This is a genomic window from Victivallis sp. Marseille-Q1083 (assembly GCF_903645315.1).
Taxonomy (GTDB): domain Bacteria; phylum Verrucomicrobiota; class Lentisphaeria; order Victivallales; family Victivallaceae; genus UMGS1518.
In genome coordinates, this window is sequence record NZ_CAHJXL010000001.1 from 2,625,774 (window position 1) to 2,645,388 (window position 19,615).

17 protein-coding genes are annotated in these 19,615 nt (G+C 55.7%); 12 read left to right on the forward strand and 5 right to left on the reverse strand.

Annotated elements, in window-relative coordinates:
- Positions 1-16: 16 nt before the first annotated feature.
- Positions 17-1,378, reverse strand: coding sequence for a sodium/glutamate symporter (locus tag HWX74_RS10790; protein ID WP_176013542.1), 1,362 nt, complete (start codon positions 1,376-1,378; stop codon positions 17-19).
- 214 nt (positions 1,379-1,592) lie between these two features.
- On the opposite strand from HWX74_RS10790, the gene HWX74_RS10795 reads away from it, so the two are divergent.
- The 3 genes from HWX74_RS10795 to HWX74_RS10805 all read left to right on the forward strand — a co-directional run bounded on the left by HWX74_RS10795 (position 1,593) and on the right by HWX74_RS10805 (position 3,335).
- Positions 1,593-2,054 (forward strand): GyrI-like domain-containing protein, encoded by a 462-nt coding sequence (locus HWX74_RS10795; RefSeq protein WP_176013543.1) that lies wholly within the window; start codon positions 1,593-1,595, stop codon positions 2,052-2,054.
- The gene (locus tag HWX74_RS10800) at positions 2,051-2,596 is read left to right on the forward strand and encodes an N-acetyltransferase (protein WP_176013544.1); all 546 of its coding nucleotides are present in this window, start codon (positions 2,051-2,053) and stop codon (positions 2,594-2,596) included. Before HWX74_RS10795 ends, HWX74_RS10800 begins: the two co-directional genes overlap by 4 nt.
- Before the next feature lie 91 nt (positions 2,597-2,687).
- The gene (locus tag HWX74_RS10805) at positions 2,688-3,335 is read left to right on the forward strand and encodes a hemolysin III family protein (protein WP_176013545.1); all 648 of its coding nucleotides are present in this window, start codon (positions 2,688-2,690) and stop codon (positions 3,333-3,335) included.
- Here the strand turns inward: HWX74_RS10805 and HWX74_RS10810 are convergent.
- Positions 3,322-4,281 (reverse strand): hypothetical protein, encoded by a 960-nt coding sequence (locus HWX74_RS10810; protein ID WP_176013546.1) that lies wholly within the window; start codon positions 4,279-4,281, stop codon positions 3,322-3,324. The genes HWX74_RS10805 and HWX74_RS10810 overlap by 14 nt on opposite strands.
- Before the next feature lie 118 nt (positions 4,282-4,399).
- Between HWX74_RS10810 and HWX74_RS10815 the strand changes: the two genes are divergently transcribed.
- The 6 genes from HWX74_RS10815 (at position 4,400) to HWX74_RS10840 (ending at position 10,005) form a co-directional block, all read left to right on the forward strand.
- Complete coding sequence (locus HWX74_RS10815) at positions 4,400-5,281, forward strand: AraC family transcriptional regulator (protein ID WP_176013547.1); 882 nt, start codon at positions 4,400-4,402, stop codon at positions 5,279-5,281.
- Between the two features lie 235 nt (positions 5,282-5,516).
- Positions 5,517-6,032 (forward strand): hypothetical protein, encoded by a 516-nt coding sequence (locus HWX74_RS10820; protein WP_176013548.1) that lies wholly within the window; start codon positions 5,517-5,519, stop codon positions 6,030-6,032.
- Positions 6,033-6,217: 185 nt separating this feature from the next.
- Positions 6,218-7,399, forward strand: coding sequence for an IS4 family transposase (locus HWX74_RS10825; RefSeq protein ID WP_176013549.1), 1,182 nt, complete (start codon positions 6,218-6,220; stop codon positions 7,397-7,399).
- Entirely contained in the window at positions 7,393-7,767 is a 375-nt protein-coding gene (locus tag HWX74_RS10830) for a hypothetical protein (protein ID WP_176013550.1), read from the forward strand. The genes HWX74_RS10825 and HWX74_RS10830 overlap by 7 nt, the downstream gene beginning before the upstream one ends.
- Before the next feature lie 52 nt (positions 7,768-7,819).
- Positions 7,820-8,860: an IS630 family transposase gene (locus HWX74_RS10835; protein WP_176013551.1), complete on the forward strand. Its 1,041-nt coding sequence runs from the start codon at positions 7,820-7,822 to the stop codon at positions 8,858-8,860.
- A 386-nt stretch (positions 8,861-9,246) separates the two neighbouring features.
- Positions 9,247-10,005, forward strand: coding sequence for an Ig-like domain-containing protein (locus HWX74_RS10840; protein ID WP_176013552.1), 759 nt, complete (start codon positions 9,247-9,249; stop codon positions 10,003-10,005).
- A 133-nt stretch (positions 10,006-10,138) separates the two neighbouring features.
- Here HWX74_RS10840 and HWX74_RS10845 read toward each other — a convergent pair whose 3' ends face one another.
- The gene (locus tag HWX74_RS10845) at positions 10,139-12,430 is read right to left on the reverse strand and encodes a DUF4091 domain-containing protein (protein ID WP_176013553.1); all 2,292 of its coding nucleotides are present in this window, start codon (positions 12,428-12,430) and stop codon (positions 10,139-10,141) included.
- A 573-nt stretch (positions 12,431-13,003) separates the two neighbouring features.
- On the opposite strand from HWX74_RS10845, the gene HWX74_RS10850 reads away from it, so the two are divergent.
- Genes HWX74_RS10850 through HWX74_RS10860 form a run of 3 tightly spaced genes read left to right on the forward strand, consistent with a single transcriptional unit; the run spans position 13,004 to position 17,144 of the window.
- On the forward strand, positions 13,004-14,065 hold the full coding sequence (locus HWX74_RS10850; protein ID WP_176013554.1) for a winged helix-turn-helix domain-containing protein: 1,062 nt from the start codon (positions 13,004-13,006) through the stop codon (positions 14,063-14,065).
- Between the two features lie 46 nt (positions 14,066-14,111).
- Positions 14,112-14,825 carry a prepilin-type N-terminal cleavage/methylation domain-containing protein gene (locus HWX74_RS10855; protein ID WP_176013555.1) on the forward strand — a complete coding sequence of 238 codons (714 nt, stop codon included), beginning with the start codon at positions 14,112-14,114 and terminating at the stop codon, positions 14,823-14,825.
- Positions 14,826-14,852: 27 nt separating this feature from the next.
- On the forward strand, positions 14,853-17,144 hold the full coding sequence (locus tag HWX74_RS10860) for a DUF4838 domain-containing protein (protein WP_176013556.1): 2,292 nt from the start codon (positions 14,853-14,855) through the stop codon (positions 17,142-17,144).
- Positions 17,145-17,251: 107 nt separating this feature from the next.
- Here the strand turns inward: HWX74_RS10860 and HWX74_RS10865 are convergent, their stop codons facing one another.
- Positions 17,252-17,950, reverse strand: coding sequence for a response regulator transcription factor (locus tag HWX74_RS10865; protein ID WP_176013557.1), 699 nt, complete (start codon positions 17,948-17,950; stop codon positions 17,252-17,254).
- Positions 17,934-19,565 (reverse strand): sensor histidine kinase KdpD, encoded by a 1,632-nt coding sequence (locus tag HWX74_RS10870; protein WP_176013558.1) that lies wholly within the window; start codon positions 19,563-19,565, stop codon positions 17,934-17,936. Before HWX74_RS10870 ends, HWX74_RS10865 begins: the two co-directional genes overlap by 17 nt.
- Positions 19,566-19,615: the final 50 nt, after the last annotated feature.

Consider the following 19,615-nt stretch of genomic DNA (forward strand, 5'->3'; position numbering starts at 1 on the left):
CGAACCGGCGGTGGAATCAGGTGTTGCCGGTCCGGCTCAAATAGAGTTTCCAGAACAGCAGCCAGCCGCCAACCGCCGCCGCGCTGATCGTCAGCACCAGCGTGCTGCCGTGACAGATCAACAGCGGTACCGCCAGCGAGGTCCAGATGCCGCCGCCCATGATCGGCTCATGCAGCAATTGCTTATAGCCGAACGCTTCGGCGGCAACGGTTTTCGATTCCGGGTCCACCGTCCGCAGCAGCAGTAATCCGGTCGCGGTGACGCCGGTCGACTGGCCGAATTCGGCGATGCCGCGCTCGAACCAGGCATCCGGCAGGATCCGGGGGGCCAGGTACAGGATGCCGAAGACGTTCCAGGCGATTCCGGCCGCCGACAGGATGGCCAGCGGCTGCCAGTAGGCCGCGACGAATTCCAGTTGAATGGAGGCGACTGCGGCGACGACCAGGAAGTCCAGGGCGGTGCCGGCCAGCCGTTGCATCAGCCCGTGGTCGATCAGGTAATCGATTTTGCAGACCGTGAACATCTTTTGCAGCAGCAGCCCGCCGATCATGCACAGCGGGAACAGCGGGAAACTTTCCAGGAATTTCAAGTCCTGGATTGCCGGCGGCGAAATATGGTTGAGCAGCGCCAGCAGTTCTTTGATGACGAAACCGATGGTTACCGCCAGGCCGATGATGGCCGTATGCAGCGCCAGCGAGTCGATGGAATCGGCCGAGACGGTCTGTTTGCCGGCCGACGGCTGAGCATCGGCCGGATGGAGGCCGCGGCGTTCCGCCGGCGACTGGTCGGCAAAGGAACGGATGTTCTTCACCCAGCCGAACCGGACCGCCAGGTTGATCAGCCACATGCCGATGACGACGCCGCTGATCATGCCGACCGTCGCTACCGTGAAGCCGAGATCCTTGCCTTCCGGCCAGTTCAGTTCCCGAAACGTATTGCTCAAGCCGGCGACCGTGCCGTGGCCGCCTTCGAAGCCGACTTCGATCAGGGCGCCGAACGCGGAATTGACACCGAACAGCGGCTTCAGCAGCAGAATGACCAGCAGGGTGCCGACCACATATTGCCCCCAGGCGACGATCTGGCCGTAACAGAATTGCGGCGCCGCCACCCGCCAGATTTTTTTGAAACCGGGCGTCGTGATGCCGAGGAACAGCGCGGCGAAAACGATATTGATCAGAAAGGCCGGAATTTGATTCCAGCCGGCGTGCCAGTCCGGCGGCAGACGGTTCCCGCCGAAAGAGGCGATCAACAGGCCGACCGCGCCGCCGATGACCGATGACGGCAGGTACAGGCGTTGAAAGATGGTAAAACGCATCCGCAGAATTTTGCCGACGACCAGCAAAATACACAAGCAGCAAAAGGACACAACCGCTGTCATTTCCGTTCCTTTCAAAATTCAAAAAAAGTAATATAATGATTCGAGGTAAAAAGTTCAATGCGAAGTGGCGTGGAAAACGCCGGCAAAATCAACCCAACTGGAAGTTTTCTTCGCGAAAAGTGAAAGCGACGGAACGCAACCGGGTTGACGGCTGCGGCCGGCAATGCTATGGTTAGCCCGGCGGTCGAAATGATGAATACGGAAAGGGCGTGGCATGGACGGTATCCGGATTGTTGAAATTCCGGCGATGAAAATGGCGGTCTCCGGACCCGGCACCTGGGACGACGGTGTGTTGCGAAAATTCGCCGGTTGGCTCTCGCAGTTGCCGCAGACGTTGACGCCGCAGGATTTTCTCTGGTTTGACAACGGTGCCGGTAAATTTGTCTGGGGTTACCTGCTGGTTGATCCGGCTCTTGAGCCGGCCGGTTTTGAAGTCGTCGATTTTGCCGGCGGCCTGTTTGCGGTGACCGTCTGCAAAGATGCCGATGAGGTCGAATTGCAGCGGGCGGCCCGCCGCCTCGAGGCTTGGATCGAAAGAAGTGCCTGTTTCGAGCTGGACGAACGGCCGGGCCGGAACAGCATGGGGCAGGTCATCACGCCGCCGGCCGTTTTCGAGGCGATGGGATATCGGCAGATGGACCTCTACTTTCCAATCCGGATGGCAGCGGCCAAATGAACGTCCGAGGGCTCTCTTTCCGGGCGTTGAAAGCGATGGATTGTGCCGTTGCCGCCGCCGCTTTTGCCGCTCAAGGGTGGCATAAGCCGCTGGAGCAGTATCAAAATTATCTCCGGGAGCAGCAGGAGGGAGCATTGCAGGTCATCGTCGCCTGGTGCGAGGCGGAATTTGCCGGTTATCTGGTGTTGCGCCGCCGGGCGCGTTATGCGCCGTTTGCCGCTGCCGGCATCCCGGAAATCGGTGATTTGAACGTGTTGATCAAGTTCCGCTGCCGCGGTATCGGCGCGGCGTTGCTGCAGCAGGCGGAGGATTTGGCGCGGGCGTGGCGATGCGCCGAGATCGGCCTGGGAGTCGGGCTCTGGAAGGATTACGGCAGCGCACAGCGGCTTTACGTCCGGCTCGGCTACCGCCCGGACGGCCGCGGACTGCATTGGCGCGACCGGCAGATCGGCTATGGCGAAACGGTAGTTGCCGACGACGACCTGGTGCTCTATCTGACCAAACCGCTGGAACCCGTCCGGCCGGGCGAACCGCGCCGGTGACGGAATTGTCGCCGTTTTTTTTTGAGTTGGCGAATTCCGGTGGTATATTATTCGCGCATCATTGAAACCCTTCAAGCGGAACGGAGGAGAAATGTCCGGGCAACTCGATGACCGCCGCCACGGTTTTTACACACCGCAGGAAGAATTGGCCAATACGTTGACGCACGGCGCCGGCGTGCTGCTCGGCATCGCCGGTTTGGCGATCCTGCTGCGGGCGGCGTGGCCGCTGGGCGCCGGGTATGTTGCCGGGTATGCCGTTTACGGCGGTTGTCTGGTGGCGATGTATCTGGCCAGCACCTTCTATCACGCCGTCTGGGGAGAACGGCTCAAACAATTCTGCCGCCGCCTTGATCATTGCGCCATCTATCTGTTGATTGCCGGGACCTACACGCCGGTGATGACGGTGGCGATCGGCGGCACGCTGGGCGGTTGGCTGCTCGGTATCGTCTGGTTGCTGGCCGCTGCCGGAATCGCTTTCAAGTGCTGTGCGATGCAGCGGTTCAACCGCCTTTCGCTGGTGCTTTATCTGACGATGGGCTGGTTGGGGATCATCGCCGTCAAGTCGCTGATCGCCGGCATGCCGCCGCTGGCGCTGGGCTTGCTGGTTGCCGGCGGAGTCGTCTATACGCTCGGTGTGGCGTTTTATGTCCAGGATCGTCCCTATTGCCACGCGATCTGGCATCTGTTCGTCCTCGGCGGCAGCATCCTGCAATTTTTCGCCGTACTCAATCTGGCCTGACGGTGCTGCCGGCTTGCCAGTCGATGGAGAGCCGGGCGACATAGACTCCGGTTCGGCCGGATTCGTGGCTCGAGTAATAGCTGACCAGCGCTTGCGAATCGTTCAGCGGACAGACGGCGGCGTAAGAACAATCGCCGCCCGACGGCAGTGCGCCGAGTGATTCCAGTCTGCCGTCGTCGTGAAGGAAGTGCATCGCCACCCGGCGCGGTCCGGCTTCCGCCTGGTCAACCGGCCACTCCCGCCCGATCAGCAGACTGCCGTGCGGATAACGCCTGAGGCAGGGGCCGTGCAGCACGACAGGCAGCCGCCGGTGGGAGGCCGGCCGGGCTGCCGGCGGCTGCCAATGGAAATATTCCGGCTGAAACGGCGGAATATCCAGCCGGGAAAGGCCGTAGACGGAGCCGTCGTCGGCGCAGTCGAGCGCGGTCTCGCCCGCGGTCCAGGGCAACGGACCGATTTCCTGCCAGCGGCAGCCGTCGGAACTGTACAGCAGGCGGCATTGAAAGGTGGTTCCGGTTTGCAGGTAGGCGCTGCCGTAAAGCCTGTGATTCCGGTCGTTGGCCACTCCCCACAGCCAGTAACGCGCCGGGATTCCGGTCAACGGCAGTTGGTTGCCCTCGCCATCCGGTTGCAGTTGGTAGCATCTGGATTCGCGGCCGGCGCGGTTCCGGTCGCGGATGGCGGCGAACAGCAGCAGCCGGTCCTGAAAGACGATCAGCTTCGGATCGCGCAGATCCCGTTCCCGCCCGGCGGAGAGGACAGTCCACGCCCGCCAGGCATTGCCGTCGTCGGAAACCAGGACGGTGATGACGCCGTCGGCCGCCATATGGGAGGCGGCGCTGCGAAAGGCCAGATAGTAACGCCCCTGGAAGCGGCACAATCCGGTGAAGGCGTTGTGCGCCGCTGCGGCGGCAACGGAAGAGATCCGGTCGATGGAAATTTTCATGAATATTCTCCTTTGCGGCTCTTGTGCTCTGTCGGAATGCTTCTTATAGTATAGTGAAAAATATGTCGTTTGGCTATGGGACGGAAGAGATTTTCATGGAAGGATTGTGTACTTTTGGATGGCGAAGGATGATCATGCATTATTGTCGGGGGTGCTCGATGAACTTCTGCAGTTTGAGTTCACGAAAATCTATTTCGCGGAGCGCAGCCGATCGCCGGCGGAACTGAATTTTTACAGCGAGCGTCAGCCCTATTACCGCTTTACGCTGCCGTTGGCCGGCCGGTTTTATCAGCGGATTGCCATCGACGGCGTTTACCGGGAGGTCTGCCTGTATCCCGGTGAAGCGGTCGTGTTCCATCCGTTCTGCACCAACTATTATACGCCGGATTATTTTGCCGCCATCCGGCGCAGTCTGGCGGTGGTTCTGCGGCCCGGCTACCTGCGGCTGGCCTATTCCCGGCCCTATGTCGATGAAATCCGGCCGCGGGTGGATTTTCACCTTTACGACTCCTTGCGCTCTTCGACGATCAACGCCGTCATCGCGCTGGGCGCTCTGACCAACCGGCCCGAGGATCGCGATTGCGCGCTGGCGCTGATCAAACCGACCTTGCGGCTGATCGCCCGGGATCTGGCCGCTTCCAGGGGCGAACGCAACGGCAAAGCGTTGAATACCTGGCATGAGGTGGCCGACTATACGCTGGAACATTGTCTGGACGACCTGACCCGGGAGGAGGTCGCCCGCCGTTTTCAACTCTCCGACGGCTACGTTTCCAAGCTGTTCCGCCGCCATGCCGGCGACACCTTTTGCAACTATCTGACCCGGCTCCGGCTGGAAAAGGCCGCCGAATTGCTGCGGGACAGCGCGTTGACCGTCGGGGAAATCGCGGCGGACTGCGGTTTCCACTCATCGAGTTATTTCATCCGGCAGTTCCGCCACTGCTATTCGGTATCGCCGGGCGAATACCGCTTCAGCCACCACCTGAACCGCCGCCGGGCATAAACCAGAAACGCCAGTTTAACCTGAATGTTGTATTTCCAAATCTGTTCTGGGGCTGAGTTTTGGAAAAAAAATCCTCAGATGTTTTCCCTCATTTTTCACATTATACCCGCAATTGTCCGGCGGGAGTTGCCAATAAACCGTATTCGTCTTGCAAAAGGAGGCAAGCGGTGGTATCTGTATGAAAGAACTGAATTGTACATATTCAAAACCGGCTTGAAAGGGGAACTCTCCCGGCTTGAATACTGGAACGGTCAATCTGTGCATCGATGGTTACGGCCAGTCCCGCCGCTTGAATAAAGAGACAGTCCCGGCCGGCGTGTTCAATTACACTTTTGCCTCAAAAAGCCGTTCCTTCAATCATAAGGCATCCGGCAATGATACCTTCATTGTCGATTGGGCCGCCTACCGCCTCAATCAATATACGGTTTTAAATCAGGCAGGTACAATTCAGAATCCGAACGAGCCACCATTTTACAGTCTGACATTCCTGGAAATATTATCGCCATGTGATAAACATATTGAAGGATATTCTTTACACAATCATGATCTTTTTGATTTAATTGCTTCTTTGACATATGATCAGCTGCATACATTAGTTGGTGCTTTTGATTACATTTTTGAGTATATCCCAGTTTATCATAAATATAAAACAGATGAATCAACTATGTTGTTTCGACGTTTTTGGGATAAACAGTTAAGCCGGTATCAAATTATAGATAAGAATCCCTTCTTGCATCCAAATTTCACATAACATATTTGTTATTATTTGTTTCCATATTGTTTGCCGCCTTTTGATGGCTCAAAAAAAGGAAGATTTTTTATGTACAAAGGATCACTACTGTCCGGTAAAAGTTTCCGGACTTGATTGTTAAAATCGGGACTTGTTCTATATTAGAAGAGCTCAAACCCATAATATTGAACAAGAAAGTCCCGACAATGCATTACAGTAGCATCTTTCAGCAGCTTTTCAATTTCATACCGAGACATCGTTTTGAGAAATCCGTAGAAAACTTATCCGGCGACCGCTATTGCAAACATTTTACCGCATGGCGGCAGTTTTTGACGTGCCTTTACGCGCAAATTACGGGCAAAGACTCCTTGCGAGAAATTGAAAACGGTCTTCTTGCAAACCATGATCGGCTGTATCACCTCGGCATGGAGGTTGTTCCAAAATCGACCTTGTCCGAAGCGATGAATCGACGTGATCCGGAGATATTCAAGGCGTTGTTTGAGGAAATTCTTGACCGGGCTTTGAAATGTGCGCCCTCGCACAAGTTCCGATTCCACAATCCGCTGTACGCGATTGACAGCACGACGATTGATCTGTGCCTAAATCTTTACGATTGGGCGCATTATCGTAAAAACAAGGGTGCTATCAAACTTCATACCGAGCTTGATCTATCCGGAAATCTGCCCTGCTTTGTGATGCTGAGCAACGGGAAAATAGCAGATATTCGAGCGGCACGAGAGAACATTATCATCGTTCCGGACAGCATCTACACCTTTGACAAAGGATACTATGATCTGAACTGGTTTCAACACATTGCGGACAGCGAGGCTTATTTTGTCACGAGACTGAAAGACAATGCAAAAATTGAGTTTCTCGGACAGCATCGGGAGGCAAATGAAAAACGTGGGGTTTTGCGGGATGAAGCCGTGTGGTTTACCGGATATCAATCAGCAAGAAAATATCCCGGAGAACTGAGGCTGATTGAGTTCCTGGATGAATCGACCGGAAAAACATACCGCTTCATTACCAACAACTTCAAACTGGCGGCAGCGAGCATTGCCGGAATTTATAAACAGCGTTGGCAGATCGAAATCTTCTTCAAATGGATCAAGCAAAATCTCAAAATCAAGAGCTTTCTTGGAACCAGTGAAAACGCCGTCATGACGCAAATCTATGTCGCGCTTATCCATTATCTTTTGGTCGCATACATCAAATTCCTGCATGGATTCAAGCTCAGCCTCTCGGAATTAACGAACCGAATCCGCGAGACGCTTATGCAGAATCTTTCCCTGCTCGAAGTCCTCGCTCTGAACCGCAAAACCATTACGAAGCCGCCGGATTGGAATGCTCCCGAACAACTCGAACTTTTCAACGAGTTTCTATGCTGAATTTTTTACCGGACAGCAGTGACAAAGGATATGATGTTGAATTTGTTTTTTTTGATAAAATCACATTTCATTCTCTTTATTTAAGTGATGATGGGGATACAGATGATATTCCAGATAAGCCCTTTATGTTAAATGGGAAAATTATTTTTACCAGAAATATCAATATGATGACTAAGATATTGCATAATCAGAATATTATACATAAAAATATTGATCCATTTCGTTATCATGTTAATATAAGTGATCAAGTAAATTTTATTCGTCGAGTTGAACATACAGTCATGATTATGGACTGTTTGAATATTTATTTCGATTATTTACTGGAAGGAATTCGTGTCAAAATTCCTCAGGCAGAACTTAGGTTATAGATTCGGCAATTAACATACGTGCAATATTTGCTTGATGGTGTATATTATCATCATGGAAACTCAAGATGCCCGAAAACTCGATAAGGTCGCTCTTGAAGAGCGGCGCAAGCAGGCCGTGAGATTGTATCAAAGCGGCAAATGTAATAATTGTACAGAAATCGGAAAAATCGTCGGAGCGCACCGCAACACGGTGGGCAAGTGGATAAGCAAGTGGAAAAAAAGCGGCTTGTCTGCTTTGAAAGTAAAGAAATGCGGTCGTCCAGTCGGCTTTGGACGCCGTCTGCTTCCGCATGAAGAGAGTAAGATACGGAAAGATTTGGTCGACCATTGTCCGGATCAGTTAAAATTGCCATTTGCGCTCTGGACTCGTCAGGCGGTACGGTTGCACATCAAGATTTCGTTTGGAATCGAAATACCAGTCCGAACCATGGGGGAGTACTTGAAACGCTGGGGATTTACGCCGCAAAAACCAGTTAAGAAAGCTTATCAGCGCAATGAGGCGCACGTTCAAAAATGGCTGATTGAGGAGTATCCCCGGATCAAAAAGCTGGCAAAATCAGAAGACGCGGATATCTTTTGGGGGGATGAAACAGGAATTCGCAATGACGAGGCTAAGGGCCGCAGTTATGCGCCGAAAGGCAACCCCCCGGTGCAAGCAGTCAATCCGGTACGCGAAAAAGTTAATATGATCAGCGCGATTACCAACCAGGGGAAAACTCATTTCATGTTTTACAGCGAAACGATGACGGCTCAACTCCTGATCCAATTCATGGAACGTCTGATTCGTCAAAATGAGCGGAAAGTGTATTTGATTCTGGATAACCTGCGGGTTCACCACAGCAAAACGTTGACTGGTTTTCTGCAGGAAAACGCGGCTTTCATCAAGTTATTTTTCTTGCCGAGCTACAGTCCCGACCTGAACCCGGATGAATATCTCAACCGCGACTTGAAATCAAATCTGAGCAACAAGCCCTTGGGGCGCGCCAAAGGAAAAATAACCGAACATGCCAAGCAACATATGGAAATGATAGCTGAACAGCCGGAACGAATCAAGAAATTATTCCATTCCAAGACTGTTTTATATGCAAGTTAGTTAGTTGCCGGTACAATATTATATAAGTTTGCCAATTATATTACTATTCATAATGATTTTTCAACTTATGGAAAATCTCATCATGAAAAAATAATAGAAAAAGTTATTAATTTTATTCAATGGGGTACAGGCGTCATTTTGAGTAATTCCATTTTAATTAATGACATATCGACATATGGATACGAGATAAACAATAAAAGATAGCAGTGCAATTTGGGGTAGTGTCCGGAATTGTGAGCACATTTCATTCGAGAAGAGGTAAATACCGCAATCCTGAGGCCGTTATTTGAAATTCATCTGTTATATTACTGGCATGACGGGATATATGCTGGAAAGCCGTAATAAGACACTCCTGATCTATCATCCGGGATAAATATGGCAAGGCTATGGAAATCAAAAAGCTGAATCAAGATAGCTTTGCGGCATATGTACCCGGATTGCCATATGAATTCGATCCCGCTCAGAATTCCGTTATTGCCATAAACTCCGATGACGTTTTCTGTATGTACGATTCGAATGGGCGGCGCCAGATGGTGATCCGGCGAGAAGATCGCCAATATACCCTTCCGATCTGGCCTTTGTTATCTGCCCCGAATGAAGCCGAAGCCAAAAATAGGGCCATCGCGTCCTTACAGGAATTTGTTTCCCCCGATGATGATACCGGGGCGATGGCGGATTACCTGGATCAATTTGCGACCAGTGAGATACTCGGCCGCTCCGGCGAACAGTTCGATCTGCAGATGAAGCTGGTGATCAACGACCGTCTGGTTGAATTGGTCAAACTTTGCCTGGCCAATGAGCGGCGGCTCGTTTCCCGGCACCGCCCAGTTCTGGAAGTGGCAGCCACTTCCCCGCTCAACGGAGCAACCGGCGTCGACCCGGCCACTGCCGCGATTACAGTCACCTTCAACCAGCCGATGAGGCGCTCCTATTCGTTCTGCCGGACCGGCGATGATTTCCCCGAAACACCGGAAACCCCGTCCTACAATGCCGATTGCACCACCATCACCCTGCCGGTAAAATTGGAGCCGAACAAGACCTATAACCTTTATTTGAACCGCGGACAATATCTTGGATTTGTTTCGGCCGGCGGCAAAGTTCTCAACGAGTACCACTATACCTTCACGACAGGCGACAGGCAATAACTTTATAGGCCGAAGCAAAGCCGCTTCCATTGTCCGGCAGGCCGGAAAAACCGCTGGCAAGGGGTGTGCCCTTGCCAGGTTTATAACGTTCCGACGACTGATCGACTCGGTCAGCTTTGGGGGCGCGCATGCTTCAGCGGGTGTTGTCCGCTTTGGGCTGCTGTGTATGCAGCGAAACGCTTTCCACTTCCAGTTTGCGGTGGACGGCGGATTGGTGCATCCAGATGCCCAGTTCATTGTAGGCGTCTTCCGGTTTGGCGCCCGGCGGGTTGAACGGGAAGGCCAGGCTGGCTTTGCCGTGCGGTTTGACCATCAGGTTCTGGCCGTATTTCGGCCCGTTCGGCCCGTAGAAGTTCAACCCGCCGACCGCGGTGCCGTCGCCCGGATTGGCCAGGTTGATCAGAATCCATTGATATGGGGAAGTATCTTCCGGAATGTCGAAGCGTACAAAGGCGTAATCGATATCCGGCAGAAATTCGAAGCCCTGCATGGCGCTGCCGGCGATCGGAAAGAGCTTGACATGGTCGAGCCGGAATTTTTTGAGCTGTTCTTCCGGTTTGGCCCAGGAGAGTACCGGCAGCACGGTATCCTGATTCGGATTGACCCGGTAACGGCGACGAAAATCGGCGCTGCGGCCGTCCTTTTCAACTGTGATGGCAAGTTCGGCCCGGCGTTTCGGCCGGTAGCGGAATTGCAGCGGCCGCGCTTCGGCATTTTCCGGCGCAAGCGTTTCCGCGCCGCCTTCATCCTCGACGGTGACGGTGACCGTGCTGCCCGCTTCCGGATAAACCGACCAGGAGATTTCCCGGTCCTGGACGACAATGCCTTCCGGCACCGAGGCGGTGATCACTGCCGCCGGGCCGGCCGCCAACGTTTCGAGTTCATCCAGCACATCGCGGCGGAGCTGCTCCAGCGCCTCCGGATCTTTGGTGTAGGAAGTCATCGAATCGGCAATCCGGTTAACCAGTTCATAAACCCGCATTTCCGGGGTGTAATCCTCAATTCCGACCGCTTGAATCGCCCGGCGCGTCGCTTGCTTGAGCATGGAAAGCATGTCGAAATCCTCGTTGCCCTGCCGGATCAGTTCGAGCCGCAAGGTCGGAATCGGTTCCGCCGTCGGATCTTCGGCCGGGTACAACAGATAACCGTCGCCGTTGGCGTTGGGGAAGGCGGCCGGATCGTTCCAGATATCGCGCGCTTCATACGCCTGTTTTTCGGCATTGTATTTGCGCCAGATATTGACGCTCCAGTAGAGGTTGCCCTCGACGTTGTATTTGGCCTGCATCCATTCCAGAATCCGCGGGCTGACGCCGTCGTCGTTGATCAGATAGGTCGGATAGGGTTTCTGCGGCCAGACGCAGGTGTACCACCAGACGTTGTTGCCGTCCTTCCGCCGTTCGGTGAAATAGTCGTAATCGTACCCGGCCAGGATCGGGCACCAGATGTCGATGCTGTTCTTCAGCGTGTCGTTGTAGCCTTTGTCGACGGTCAGCAGGAAGCGGACATCCGGCGCCAGTTCGTGAATCCGCTTGGCGTAATCGGCGCAGAACTGGTATTGATCCGGCGTCGGTTCGTCGATGGTGTAGACGTAACCGCGTTCGAGCAGGCCTTTTTCCCGCAGGAGATTGCAGACGTCCTGAAAACCTTCCGGGTCGTCCGGATTGTAGGGAATCCGGAAGCTGTTGACTTTCGGGTGATTCAGGAAGCGGTCCGCTTCCTGGGAATTCAACTGCACCGGCAGGTCGTCCGGCGGCAGCCGGTAGTCGGTCATGAACCAGTAGAGTTTTTCATAGAGCGCCCGGGCTTCCGGCGAACCGGGCCGGATGTCCGGATAGGGGGCCAGCAGTTGATCGTCGTTCCAGATGGCGAAGGCCGATTGGAAGGTCGGCGTGTCGTCGAGCAGCAGATTGCGGACCTGAATTGTCAACGTCGTGGTTTTCAACTGTCCGTCGATGGTCACTTGGATCGAACCGAGATAATCGCCGGGCGGCGTATCGGCCGGGACGTGAATGTCGACGTAAATGGCCTGGTTCTGGTGCGGCGGCACGATCAGTTTTTCGCCGTGGTAGGGCAACAGCGCGTCCGGCAGCCAGACCGGCTCCGGCACGTATTGGGCCAGATGAATGTAATGCGCCCGGCGCAGGGTGATCGCCTCGGCCGGAATACGGTTGCCGTCCGGCGATTCCAGCTCGCCGATGGTGACCGACGCGTCGTCGATCGGCTCTTCGTCGGCATGAAAGACGATTTGGAACAATTCGTGTTCATTGCGCATCGCCTCCAGCTGCACCGGTTTGAAGGCGCCGCCAACCGGAGCGTCCCGGCCGATTTTGTTCATGGCATTGTCGACGAAAACCGTTCCGGCCGGAGCCGGCATCGCGGCGAACAGGGCCAGGGCCGCCGCGTAGACAGGCAGACGAAATCTCATTGTTCAGTGCTCCTCATCCAGAATCATTTATGGTTGTTCTTGGCTTGAAAACGCCGTCCCGGCGGCTTCCGAAACTGGTTGCGGAAAGGGCCGGAGACCGTTCTCCGATTTATATCCTAGCATGTTTTCAGTTCGTTTACAAGAATTGGTCCAGTTGTTTTTTTATTTCTCCGGTAAAAAATGCAAATGACGCCATGGGCGGATTTTCGACTCGTTCCCGGCCGCAATCGTGTTATGCCGCCGGGAAAAATTATTGTTGTAAATTGGGTCGTATGGCTGGAGCAGGTGATTGTCCGGATGAACTGGTAACGAGCCCGGAAACTTGCGCGCGGCGTTCAATGACAAAAATTTTTCCAATTCCTGAAAAAGCCTATTGACTTTTGAGATTTTCTTTGCTATAATATTATATTAACATAGCACGTGGTTGGCGGAAGACAGTGGAACCGGCCGGGCCGGGCTGAAAGGAAAAGTGAAAAAATTGCCGACTTTTGAAAAAAGCCTGTTGACTTTTCCGCTAAATTTTGCTATAATTGAAATTGACATAATATTATATTAATATAGCATGGTTCGAAAATGCCAAGAATTCTGAAATACAACGAAGCAAAACAAAAGATCATGCAGTTCATCAAGGTTGCCGCCCTGGATATCGGCGACCGGCTGCCGACCGAGCGGGAATTGGCCGGCCAGTTGGGGATGAGCATCTGCCCGATTCGCCGGGCGATGGATGAACTGCAGGAGTGCGGCATCGTCCGGCGGGTGGCCGGTGCCGGCACCTTTTTCGAGGGAAATCTCAATCTGAACACCTGCGAGTCGGTCTGTGGGCTGATCAATATCGGTGACAAGTGTTATCCGGGCGGGGCGGAACTGTACCGGCTGAAAAATTATCTCGAAAAACACAATGCCGGTCATGCGCTGTTCTACGTGTCGCGCAAACCGGAGCCGGCGGTTTTGGACGAGCTGGCCGGCTGCGACCGGCTGATCGTCACCGGTTTCATCAATCAGGGCTGGGTCGATCTGCTGGGGTCGCTGGGCAAGCCGATGGTACAATTGGGGACGGCGGCTTACGATGCCGGTTTGAGCAAAGTGATCTTCGACCGGGCCAGCGCCATCCGGCTGGTTCTGGAAACTTTCGGCCGGGAAAGCCGGCTCGGCGCTTTGCTGCCGGTCGATTCGGAGACATGCTACAGCGAGCAATTGCGGCGGACGATTGCGACGGGGATGGGCGCTAATTATGACGAGCATCTGGTCTGCAGTTTATCTTTCGACGAGGATCGGATCAGCCGGATGGCCCGGTATTTCGAGCAGAATCTGGCCAGGCTGGATGTGCTGCTGGTGGAAACGGCCCACCTGTCTTCGCTGCTGCTGCTGCTGGCCTGCCGGCCCCGGACGATCGACATTCCGATCGTCATCCTGGAGGAAGGCGACCTGATGCCGATCGGTTTTGAAGCGATGCCCAATCTGTACCATATCTTTTACCCGGAATCGGCCATCGAGTGCGCGGCGCGAATTCTGTACGAATATCCTTATTCTTTTTTGGAGCAGAGACGGGATTACCTGTTGCGGCCTTGTCTGGAGGGCAACGGAATCCGCCGCTGTGTGGAAAATGTGGAACCGCTGCAGATGCGGCAGAAATAGTTTGAAGTTTTGACACTGAACATCACTAAACAAGCAGGAGAGACAGATGAAAAAGTTCACATTGATCGAATTGTTGGTCGTAATTGCGATCATTGCCATTTTAGCCAGCATGTTGCTGCCGGCTTTGAGCAAGGCGAAGAGCAAAGCGATGGCGATCAAGTGCATCAGCAATCTGAAACAGGATGTGCTCGGCATGACGATGTACGGCAACGACAACAACGGGCATATCCTGACCTATATCGACAGCAATTCCGGTTGGTATTTCTGGCCGCAATTTTACGGCAACAGCGATTTCGGCGACTGGTATGACGATGTATTCCAGGGATGCATGAAGACCGGTTACATCGCCGCTTCCGAAGACGGGGGGACACAATATTGTCCGAGCGCACCTTTTGACGGCAAGAAAACCAACGCTTACGGCGTCCAGTGGGCCGGGCCGAAGTGCAATGCGTCCCAGACGGTGACCGGCTGGACGATGCGGACGGTCAATACCAATGCCGTCGAAAGACCGTCCGGCTATTTCCTGGTCGGCGACACCGGAGATGCCGAGCAGTACGGCATCTTCACCTTCTGGTATCACGACATCGGCGCATTTTCGCTGCGGCACGACGGCAGGATGAATATGGGATTCGTCGACGGGCATGCCGGATCGCTGAACAAGGACCAGATTCTCGAAAGCGCCGAAAATGACGAGTGGCACAATCCGGGCGACAAAGTCCGGGTGATTCTCAACGGCCGGGTTCAGGAATTGTCGCTGTAATACGGAATGGACGAAGGAGTGCCATTGATGAGAAAACGATTTTTGATTGGATTGCTGCTGAGCGCCGGGGCATTGCCGCTGCCCGCCGCCTTTGACGTGGCGGCGGACGGCAAATCGGACGCGGTGATTGTCCTGCCGGCCGAACCGAGCCGGGGCGAACGTTTCGCCGCGCAGGAGCTGCGGAATTATCTGGAAGAGATTGCCGGCGTCCGGTTGCCGATGGTCGCCGACGACGAAACGCCGGAGGGACCGGCGATTCTGATCGGCAGCCATCCGGGCAATGCCGAAACCGCCCGGAAACTGGATGCGGCGCAGGACGGTTATGAACGCTATGCCATCCGGGTGGCCGGCGACAAGCTGCATTTGACCGCGCCGCACACGATCGGTTTGACCCATGCGGTCTGGGATTATCTGGAAGAACTGGGCGTCGACTGGCTGTTGCCGACCCGTCTGGGGACTTATGTGCCGAAGCTGGCGGTGGTCCGGGCTGAGGACCGGGAGGATTACCTGGCGCCGCCGATCGAATTCCGGTCGAGCACCAACTATGCCAACGCCGGCGAGCAATGGTATATCGATTCCGCCGGCGGTTATCCGCACAAAGCGGAAGAGCAGGGCGTCAACGCGGCCAGACTTCACGCGATGCGGCTGCGGCTGAACAGCAACTGCACGTTCGACAAAGCGGACTCCTATGTCATCCTCGGCGCCGGACACTCCTATATGTATTACCTGCCGATCGAGCGCTACGGCAAGGAGCATCCGGAGTATTTCGGCGAGAAGAACGGTCGGCGGCAGCAGCCGGGCGAAGAGTGGCAGATCTGCTCCTCCAATGTGGAGGCGGCGGAACTGTTTGCCGCGAACGCGCTGGAGGATATCCGGAAGAATCTGGCCGCCGGTGTGCCGCCGGAGCGGATTCTGCTGTTCGTCTCGCCGAACGACCATGAATCGCTCTGCGATTGCGCCGAATGCGCGAAGCTGATCGATCCGGACGGTTACCGTTCCAGCCAGATTCTGCACTTTGCCAACCTGGTCGCCGACGCCGTTCACCGCCGGGAACCCGGGGTGAAGATCATCTATTACGTCTATCACAATTACGGCCGGATTCCGACGAAGGAAGAGCCGCACCACAATGTTTATCCGTTCATCACCGCCTGGACGGCCAACAATTCGCTGGCGGTCAACAATGCCAAGCCGTTGACCGACCCGGCCGGCAACCGGATTTTCGCCGAGGTATACGACTGGTTTGCCAACCACGCCGACGGCGTCTTTGTCTATCCCTATTACGGCCACTATCTGTGGTTCACGCCGTGGCCGATGGTGACCCAGATGAAAACGGATTTACCGAGGATGTATTCCTACGGCAATTTCAAAGGAATGGACAGCGAAAGCCACCTGCACTGGGGGACGCAGAACCTGAATTTTTACCTGCATCCGAAATTGCTGTGGAATCCGGAACTGGATGTCGAGGCGGCGGTGGAAACTTATTGCCGCAAAGCTTACGGACCGGCCGCTCCGGAAGCGCTCGCCTATTACCGGCTGCTGCAGCGGCAGATGGACGGTTGCGGCTATATCTGCGGCGAACAAATTGAAATCACTGCCGTGTTGACGCCGGAAGTGATGGCCGAATGCGGCCGGCTGATGGCGGCGGCGGCGGAGAAGCTGCCGGAGATGGATGAGGCGACCGCCTGGCGGACCGAAGTGTTGCTGGCCGGCTGGCGTTATTCCGCCAAATTCGGCCGGATGATGCAGTTGATCCGCTATGGCGACCGGCCGGAGTGTCAGCCGGAGCTGAAACAATTGTTCGATGAGATCAATGCCTTTGCCGACACGGAGTTGGGAAAATTAGTCTTTGAAAATCGGATTATCAAGGGCGTTTGCGGCGGCGTCGCCGACGCGGTGAAGATCAATCTGGCGGCGATTCCGAAGGGTGACAGTTACTACAGCGACCGTTTCCTGTATGGCGGCACCTTGAAGTTCTATGCCGATTTCGAGCATACGCAGTTCGATCTGTGGGGCGTCCAGGCGCAGCCGGGACGGGAAGGGCGGATTACGTTGCCGCTGAAAACGGCGGAGGGGGTGTTCAAAAAAGTGATGCTGGACTTTTATCTGACATCGCCGGGAATGCGGCTTTGGGGCGTGGACGCGGCCGGACAACAGCAGTTGATCCGTGATTTCAGTGCCAGCGGTCCGACCGGCCCGGTGGAAGTGCCGGAAGCGCTGCTGGGGCGGGAGATGCTGACGCTGGTCTGGACTTTGGACAATGCTTCGGAGACGGCTTGCGGGATGCTGTTATATGGAAGTGTCTCCTGTTCGGTGGAATAATATTATTTGACGCTCCAAGACCAGTTTTTTCGTAAAAACGGTTCGCTCAATGCGCCGGCGCCCCGGGACGTACCCGGGGCGCCGGTTTTTTATGGTTTGAAGGAATATCAGGAGTGTCTGCTTACGTAGCGGTACCCGATGCCGTAGACCGTTTCGATCAGTTGCTCCGGCAATTTTTTGCGCAACTGGGCGATATGCTGGTCCAGCGTTCGCGAGAAGCCGCCGTAATTGACCTCCCAGGCCGCCGACAACAGCGTCTGCCGGTCGAGCACGGTGTCCGGGTGGGCGGCGAAGCAGCGCAGCAGTTCGATCTCCCGTTTGCTGAAGTCGATGCTGGAGCCGTCCGGCCGCCGTCCGGCCAGTCGGTCCGGCTCGATCTGCAGATCGCCGAAGGCAAACCGGCCATCCGGCGGCGCCTCCGGCGTTTCCGGCGGCCGGCTGCGGCGTAAAATGGCGTGAATCCGGGCCAGCAGCTCCCGCAGACTGAACGGCTTGGTGACGTAATCGTCGGCGCCGAGCTCCAGCCCGAGCACCTTGTCGATCTCTTCACCTTTGGCGGTCAACATGATGATCGGCAGCGTCGGGTTGCCGTTGCGGATCTGGCGGCAGACGTCGAATCCGCTCAATTTGGGCATCATGACATCGAGCAGCAGCAGGTCCGGCCGCCACTGGGCGTAGAGTCTGAGCGTTTCACTGCCGTCCGGCGCTTCCCGGACTTCGTAGCCGGCCATTTCCAGCGCGTCGACCAGGCCCTGGCGGATGTTGAGGTCATCTTCGGCGATCAGAATTTTAATCGGAGAGTTCATCTTTCACTTTCGCTTCGAATTTGGGCAGTACAATACGAAAAGCGACGCCCGGCGTTTCCGGCTCGAGCCGCAGGTCGCCGTGCTGGTCGCGCAGCAGCTTGCGGGCGATGGTCAGACCGAGGCCGCTGCCGGCGCATTTTGCGGTCAGCCGGTTGTCGCAGCGGTAGAATTTCCGGAATACCTTGCGCCGGGCGGCCGGCGGAATGCCCGGCCCGTAATCGCGCAGCCGGATTTCCGCCGCGTGTTCCGCGTCCAGCAGCGTCAGGTCCAGCCGGCCGCCGCCGTCGGCATATTTCAGCGCATTGCTCAGCAGGTTCTGCAGGACCTGCTGCAGTGCGTCGGCGTCGATGAAAGCCCGGAGCGGTTGCTCCGGCAGAACCAGCCGCAGTTCCAGCGCCCGGGCGGTCAGTTGCGGCTGCCAATCGGCCGCCAGCCGGGCCAGGAATTCCTGCAGTTGCACATCCTGCGGGTGGTATTGTTTTTTGTTGACTTCCAGTTTGCTGAAATCGAGCACATTGGCGATCAGCCGGCTCAACCGCTCGCTTTCGGCCAGGATGATTTCCAGGTAATGCGCCTGTTTCGGCGGCGGCAGCCGATCGCCGTGGTCGTGCAGCATTTCGGCGTAAATTCGGATGCTGGTCAGCGGCGTCTTCAATTCATGGGAAACGTTGGCGACGAAACTGGTCTTCTGGCCGGCCAGTTGCAGTTGGCGGCGGACCAGGTAAATCAGCAGGCCGCCGCCGGCGACGATGACCAGCAGCAGGCTGGCCAGTTGCAGCAGCAGCAGTGAAACGAAACCGCCGGCGAACTGTTCCTGGCGCAACCGGCCGTTCAGTTGGACGCCGGGCAGCAGTTCCGAGGAAACCGGAATACCGATCTGCGGCGGCAGGGTCCGGTCCGCCGGAGCGCCGAAGGCGGCGAGCAGATTGCCGTTCGGTTCGGTCAGTTCCAGCCGGTGCCCGCCGGGCAGTTCGCTCGGCAGCAGCGGCAGCAAACGGGAAAGCAGCACGATGAAGTTGAGTTCCAGTCCGATGAGCTGCTCCGGGTTTTGCGGGTTGCGGCAGTAAAGCAGCGGCCGGAATTCATTGTCGGCAAACCAGTTCAGCCAGCCGGCGTTCTTTCCGGCGCTCAGGCTTTGGAAACGGCAGACCAACAGCGGGGCGGCGAAAGCCGGCGGTTCCGGCAGGAAGGATTCCCGGTCCGGCGCTTCCGCTTCCGGCAGCGCTTCCGGCTGCCGGGCGCTGACGAACTCCTCGAACAACGGGGCGAAACGGCGATGGAAGCGGCTGTCGGGGGCCGGCTGGAGCAGCCGGTCGCCCTGCAGCCGGAAGGCGTTGATCGCCAATGGTTCCCGCTCGACAAAACGAGAGAGCTTTTCCGGATCGTCGAAACCGATGTCGCGCAACTGTCCGGTCAGCGCCTGCCGGATATTGTCGAGTTCATTGTGCAGCCGGTTGGCCAGCAGCCGGCACTCCTGCTCCAGATAGTCGAGCTCGGTTTGGCGCTGATATTTCAATTCGTGACGGGACAGCGAAAATGCCAGCCCGCCGAGCAGCGCGGCAGCCAGCCCGACGAGAACGGCGATGCACAAAATGAAACGGTTTTGACTGATCATGTTCGAAACATAACGCCGCAACCGGAGCAATGCAAGAGCGATCCGGTTGC

Bases quoted from the DNA above. Each gene is read 5' to 3' on its own strand.
- HWX74_RS10860 (WP_176013556.1), top strand. From the start codon at position 14,853: ATGAGAAAACGATTTTTGATTGGATTGCTGCTGAGCGCCGGGGCATTG.
- HWX74_RS10805 (WP_176013545.1), top strand. From the start codon at position 2,688: ATGTCCGGGCAACTCGATGACCGCCGCCACGGTTTTTACACACCGCAG.
- HWX74_RS10800 (WP_176013544.1), top strand. From the start codon at position 2,051: ATGAACGTCCGAGGGCTCTCTTTCCGGGCGTTGAAAGCGATGGATTGT.
- HWX74_RS10845 (WP_176013553.1), bottom strand. From the start codon at position 12,430: ATGAGATTTCGTCTGCCTGTCTACGCGGCGGCCCTGGCCCTGTTCGCC.
- HWX74_RS10825 (WP_176013549.1), top strand. From the start codon at position 6,218: ATGCATTACAGTAGCATCTTTCAGCAGCTTTTCAATTTCATACCGAGA.
- HWX74_RS10865 (WP_176013557.1), bottom strand. From the start codon at position 17,950: ATGAACTCTCCGATTAAAATTCTGATCGCCGAAGATGACCTCAACATC.
- HWX74_RS10815 (WP_176013547.1), top strand. From the start codon at position 4,400: ATGGCGAAGGATGATCATGCATTATTGTCGGGGGTGCTCGATGAACTT.
- HWX74_RS10840 (WP_176013552.1), top strand. From the start codon at position 9,247: ATGGAAATCAAAAAGCTGAATCAAGATAGCTTTGCGGCATATGTACCC.
- HWX74_RS10810 (WP_176013546.1), bottom strand. From the start codon at position 4,281: ATGAAAATTTCCATCGACCGGATCTCTTCCGTTGCCGCCGCAGCGGCG.
- HWX74_RS10870 (WP_176013558.1), bottom strand. From the start codon at position 19,565: ATGATCAGTCAAAACCGTTTCATTTTGTGCATCGCCGTTCTCGTCGGG.
- HWX74_RS10850 (WP_176013554.1), top strand. From the start codon at position 13,004: ATGCCAAGAATTCTGAAATACAACGAAGCAAAACAAAAGATCATGCAG.
- HWX74_RS10830 (WP_176013550.1), top strand. From the start codon at position 7,393: ATGCTGAATTTTTTACCGGACAGCAGTGACAAAGGATATGATGTTGAA.
- HWX74_RS10795 (WP_176013543.1), top strand. From the start codon at position 1,593: ATGGACGGTATCCGGATTGTTGAAATTCCGGCGATGAAAATGGCGGTC.
- HWX74_RS10835 (WP_176013551.1), top strand. From the start codon at position 7,820: ATGGAAACTCAAGATGCCCGAAAACTCGATAAGGTCGCTCTTGAAGAG.
- HWX74_RS10855 (WP_176013555.1), top strand. From the start codon at position 14,112: ATGAAAAAGTTCACATTGATCGAATTGTTGGTCGTAATTGCGATCATT.
- HWX74_RS10790 (WP_176013542.1), bottom strand. From the start codon at position 1,378: ATGACAGCGGTTGTGTCCTTTTGCTGCTTGTGTATTTTGCTGGTCGTC.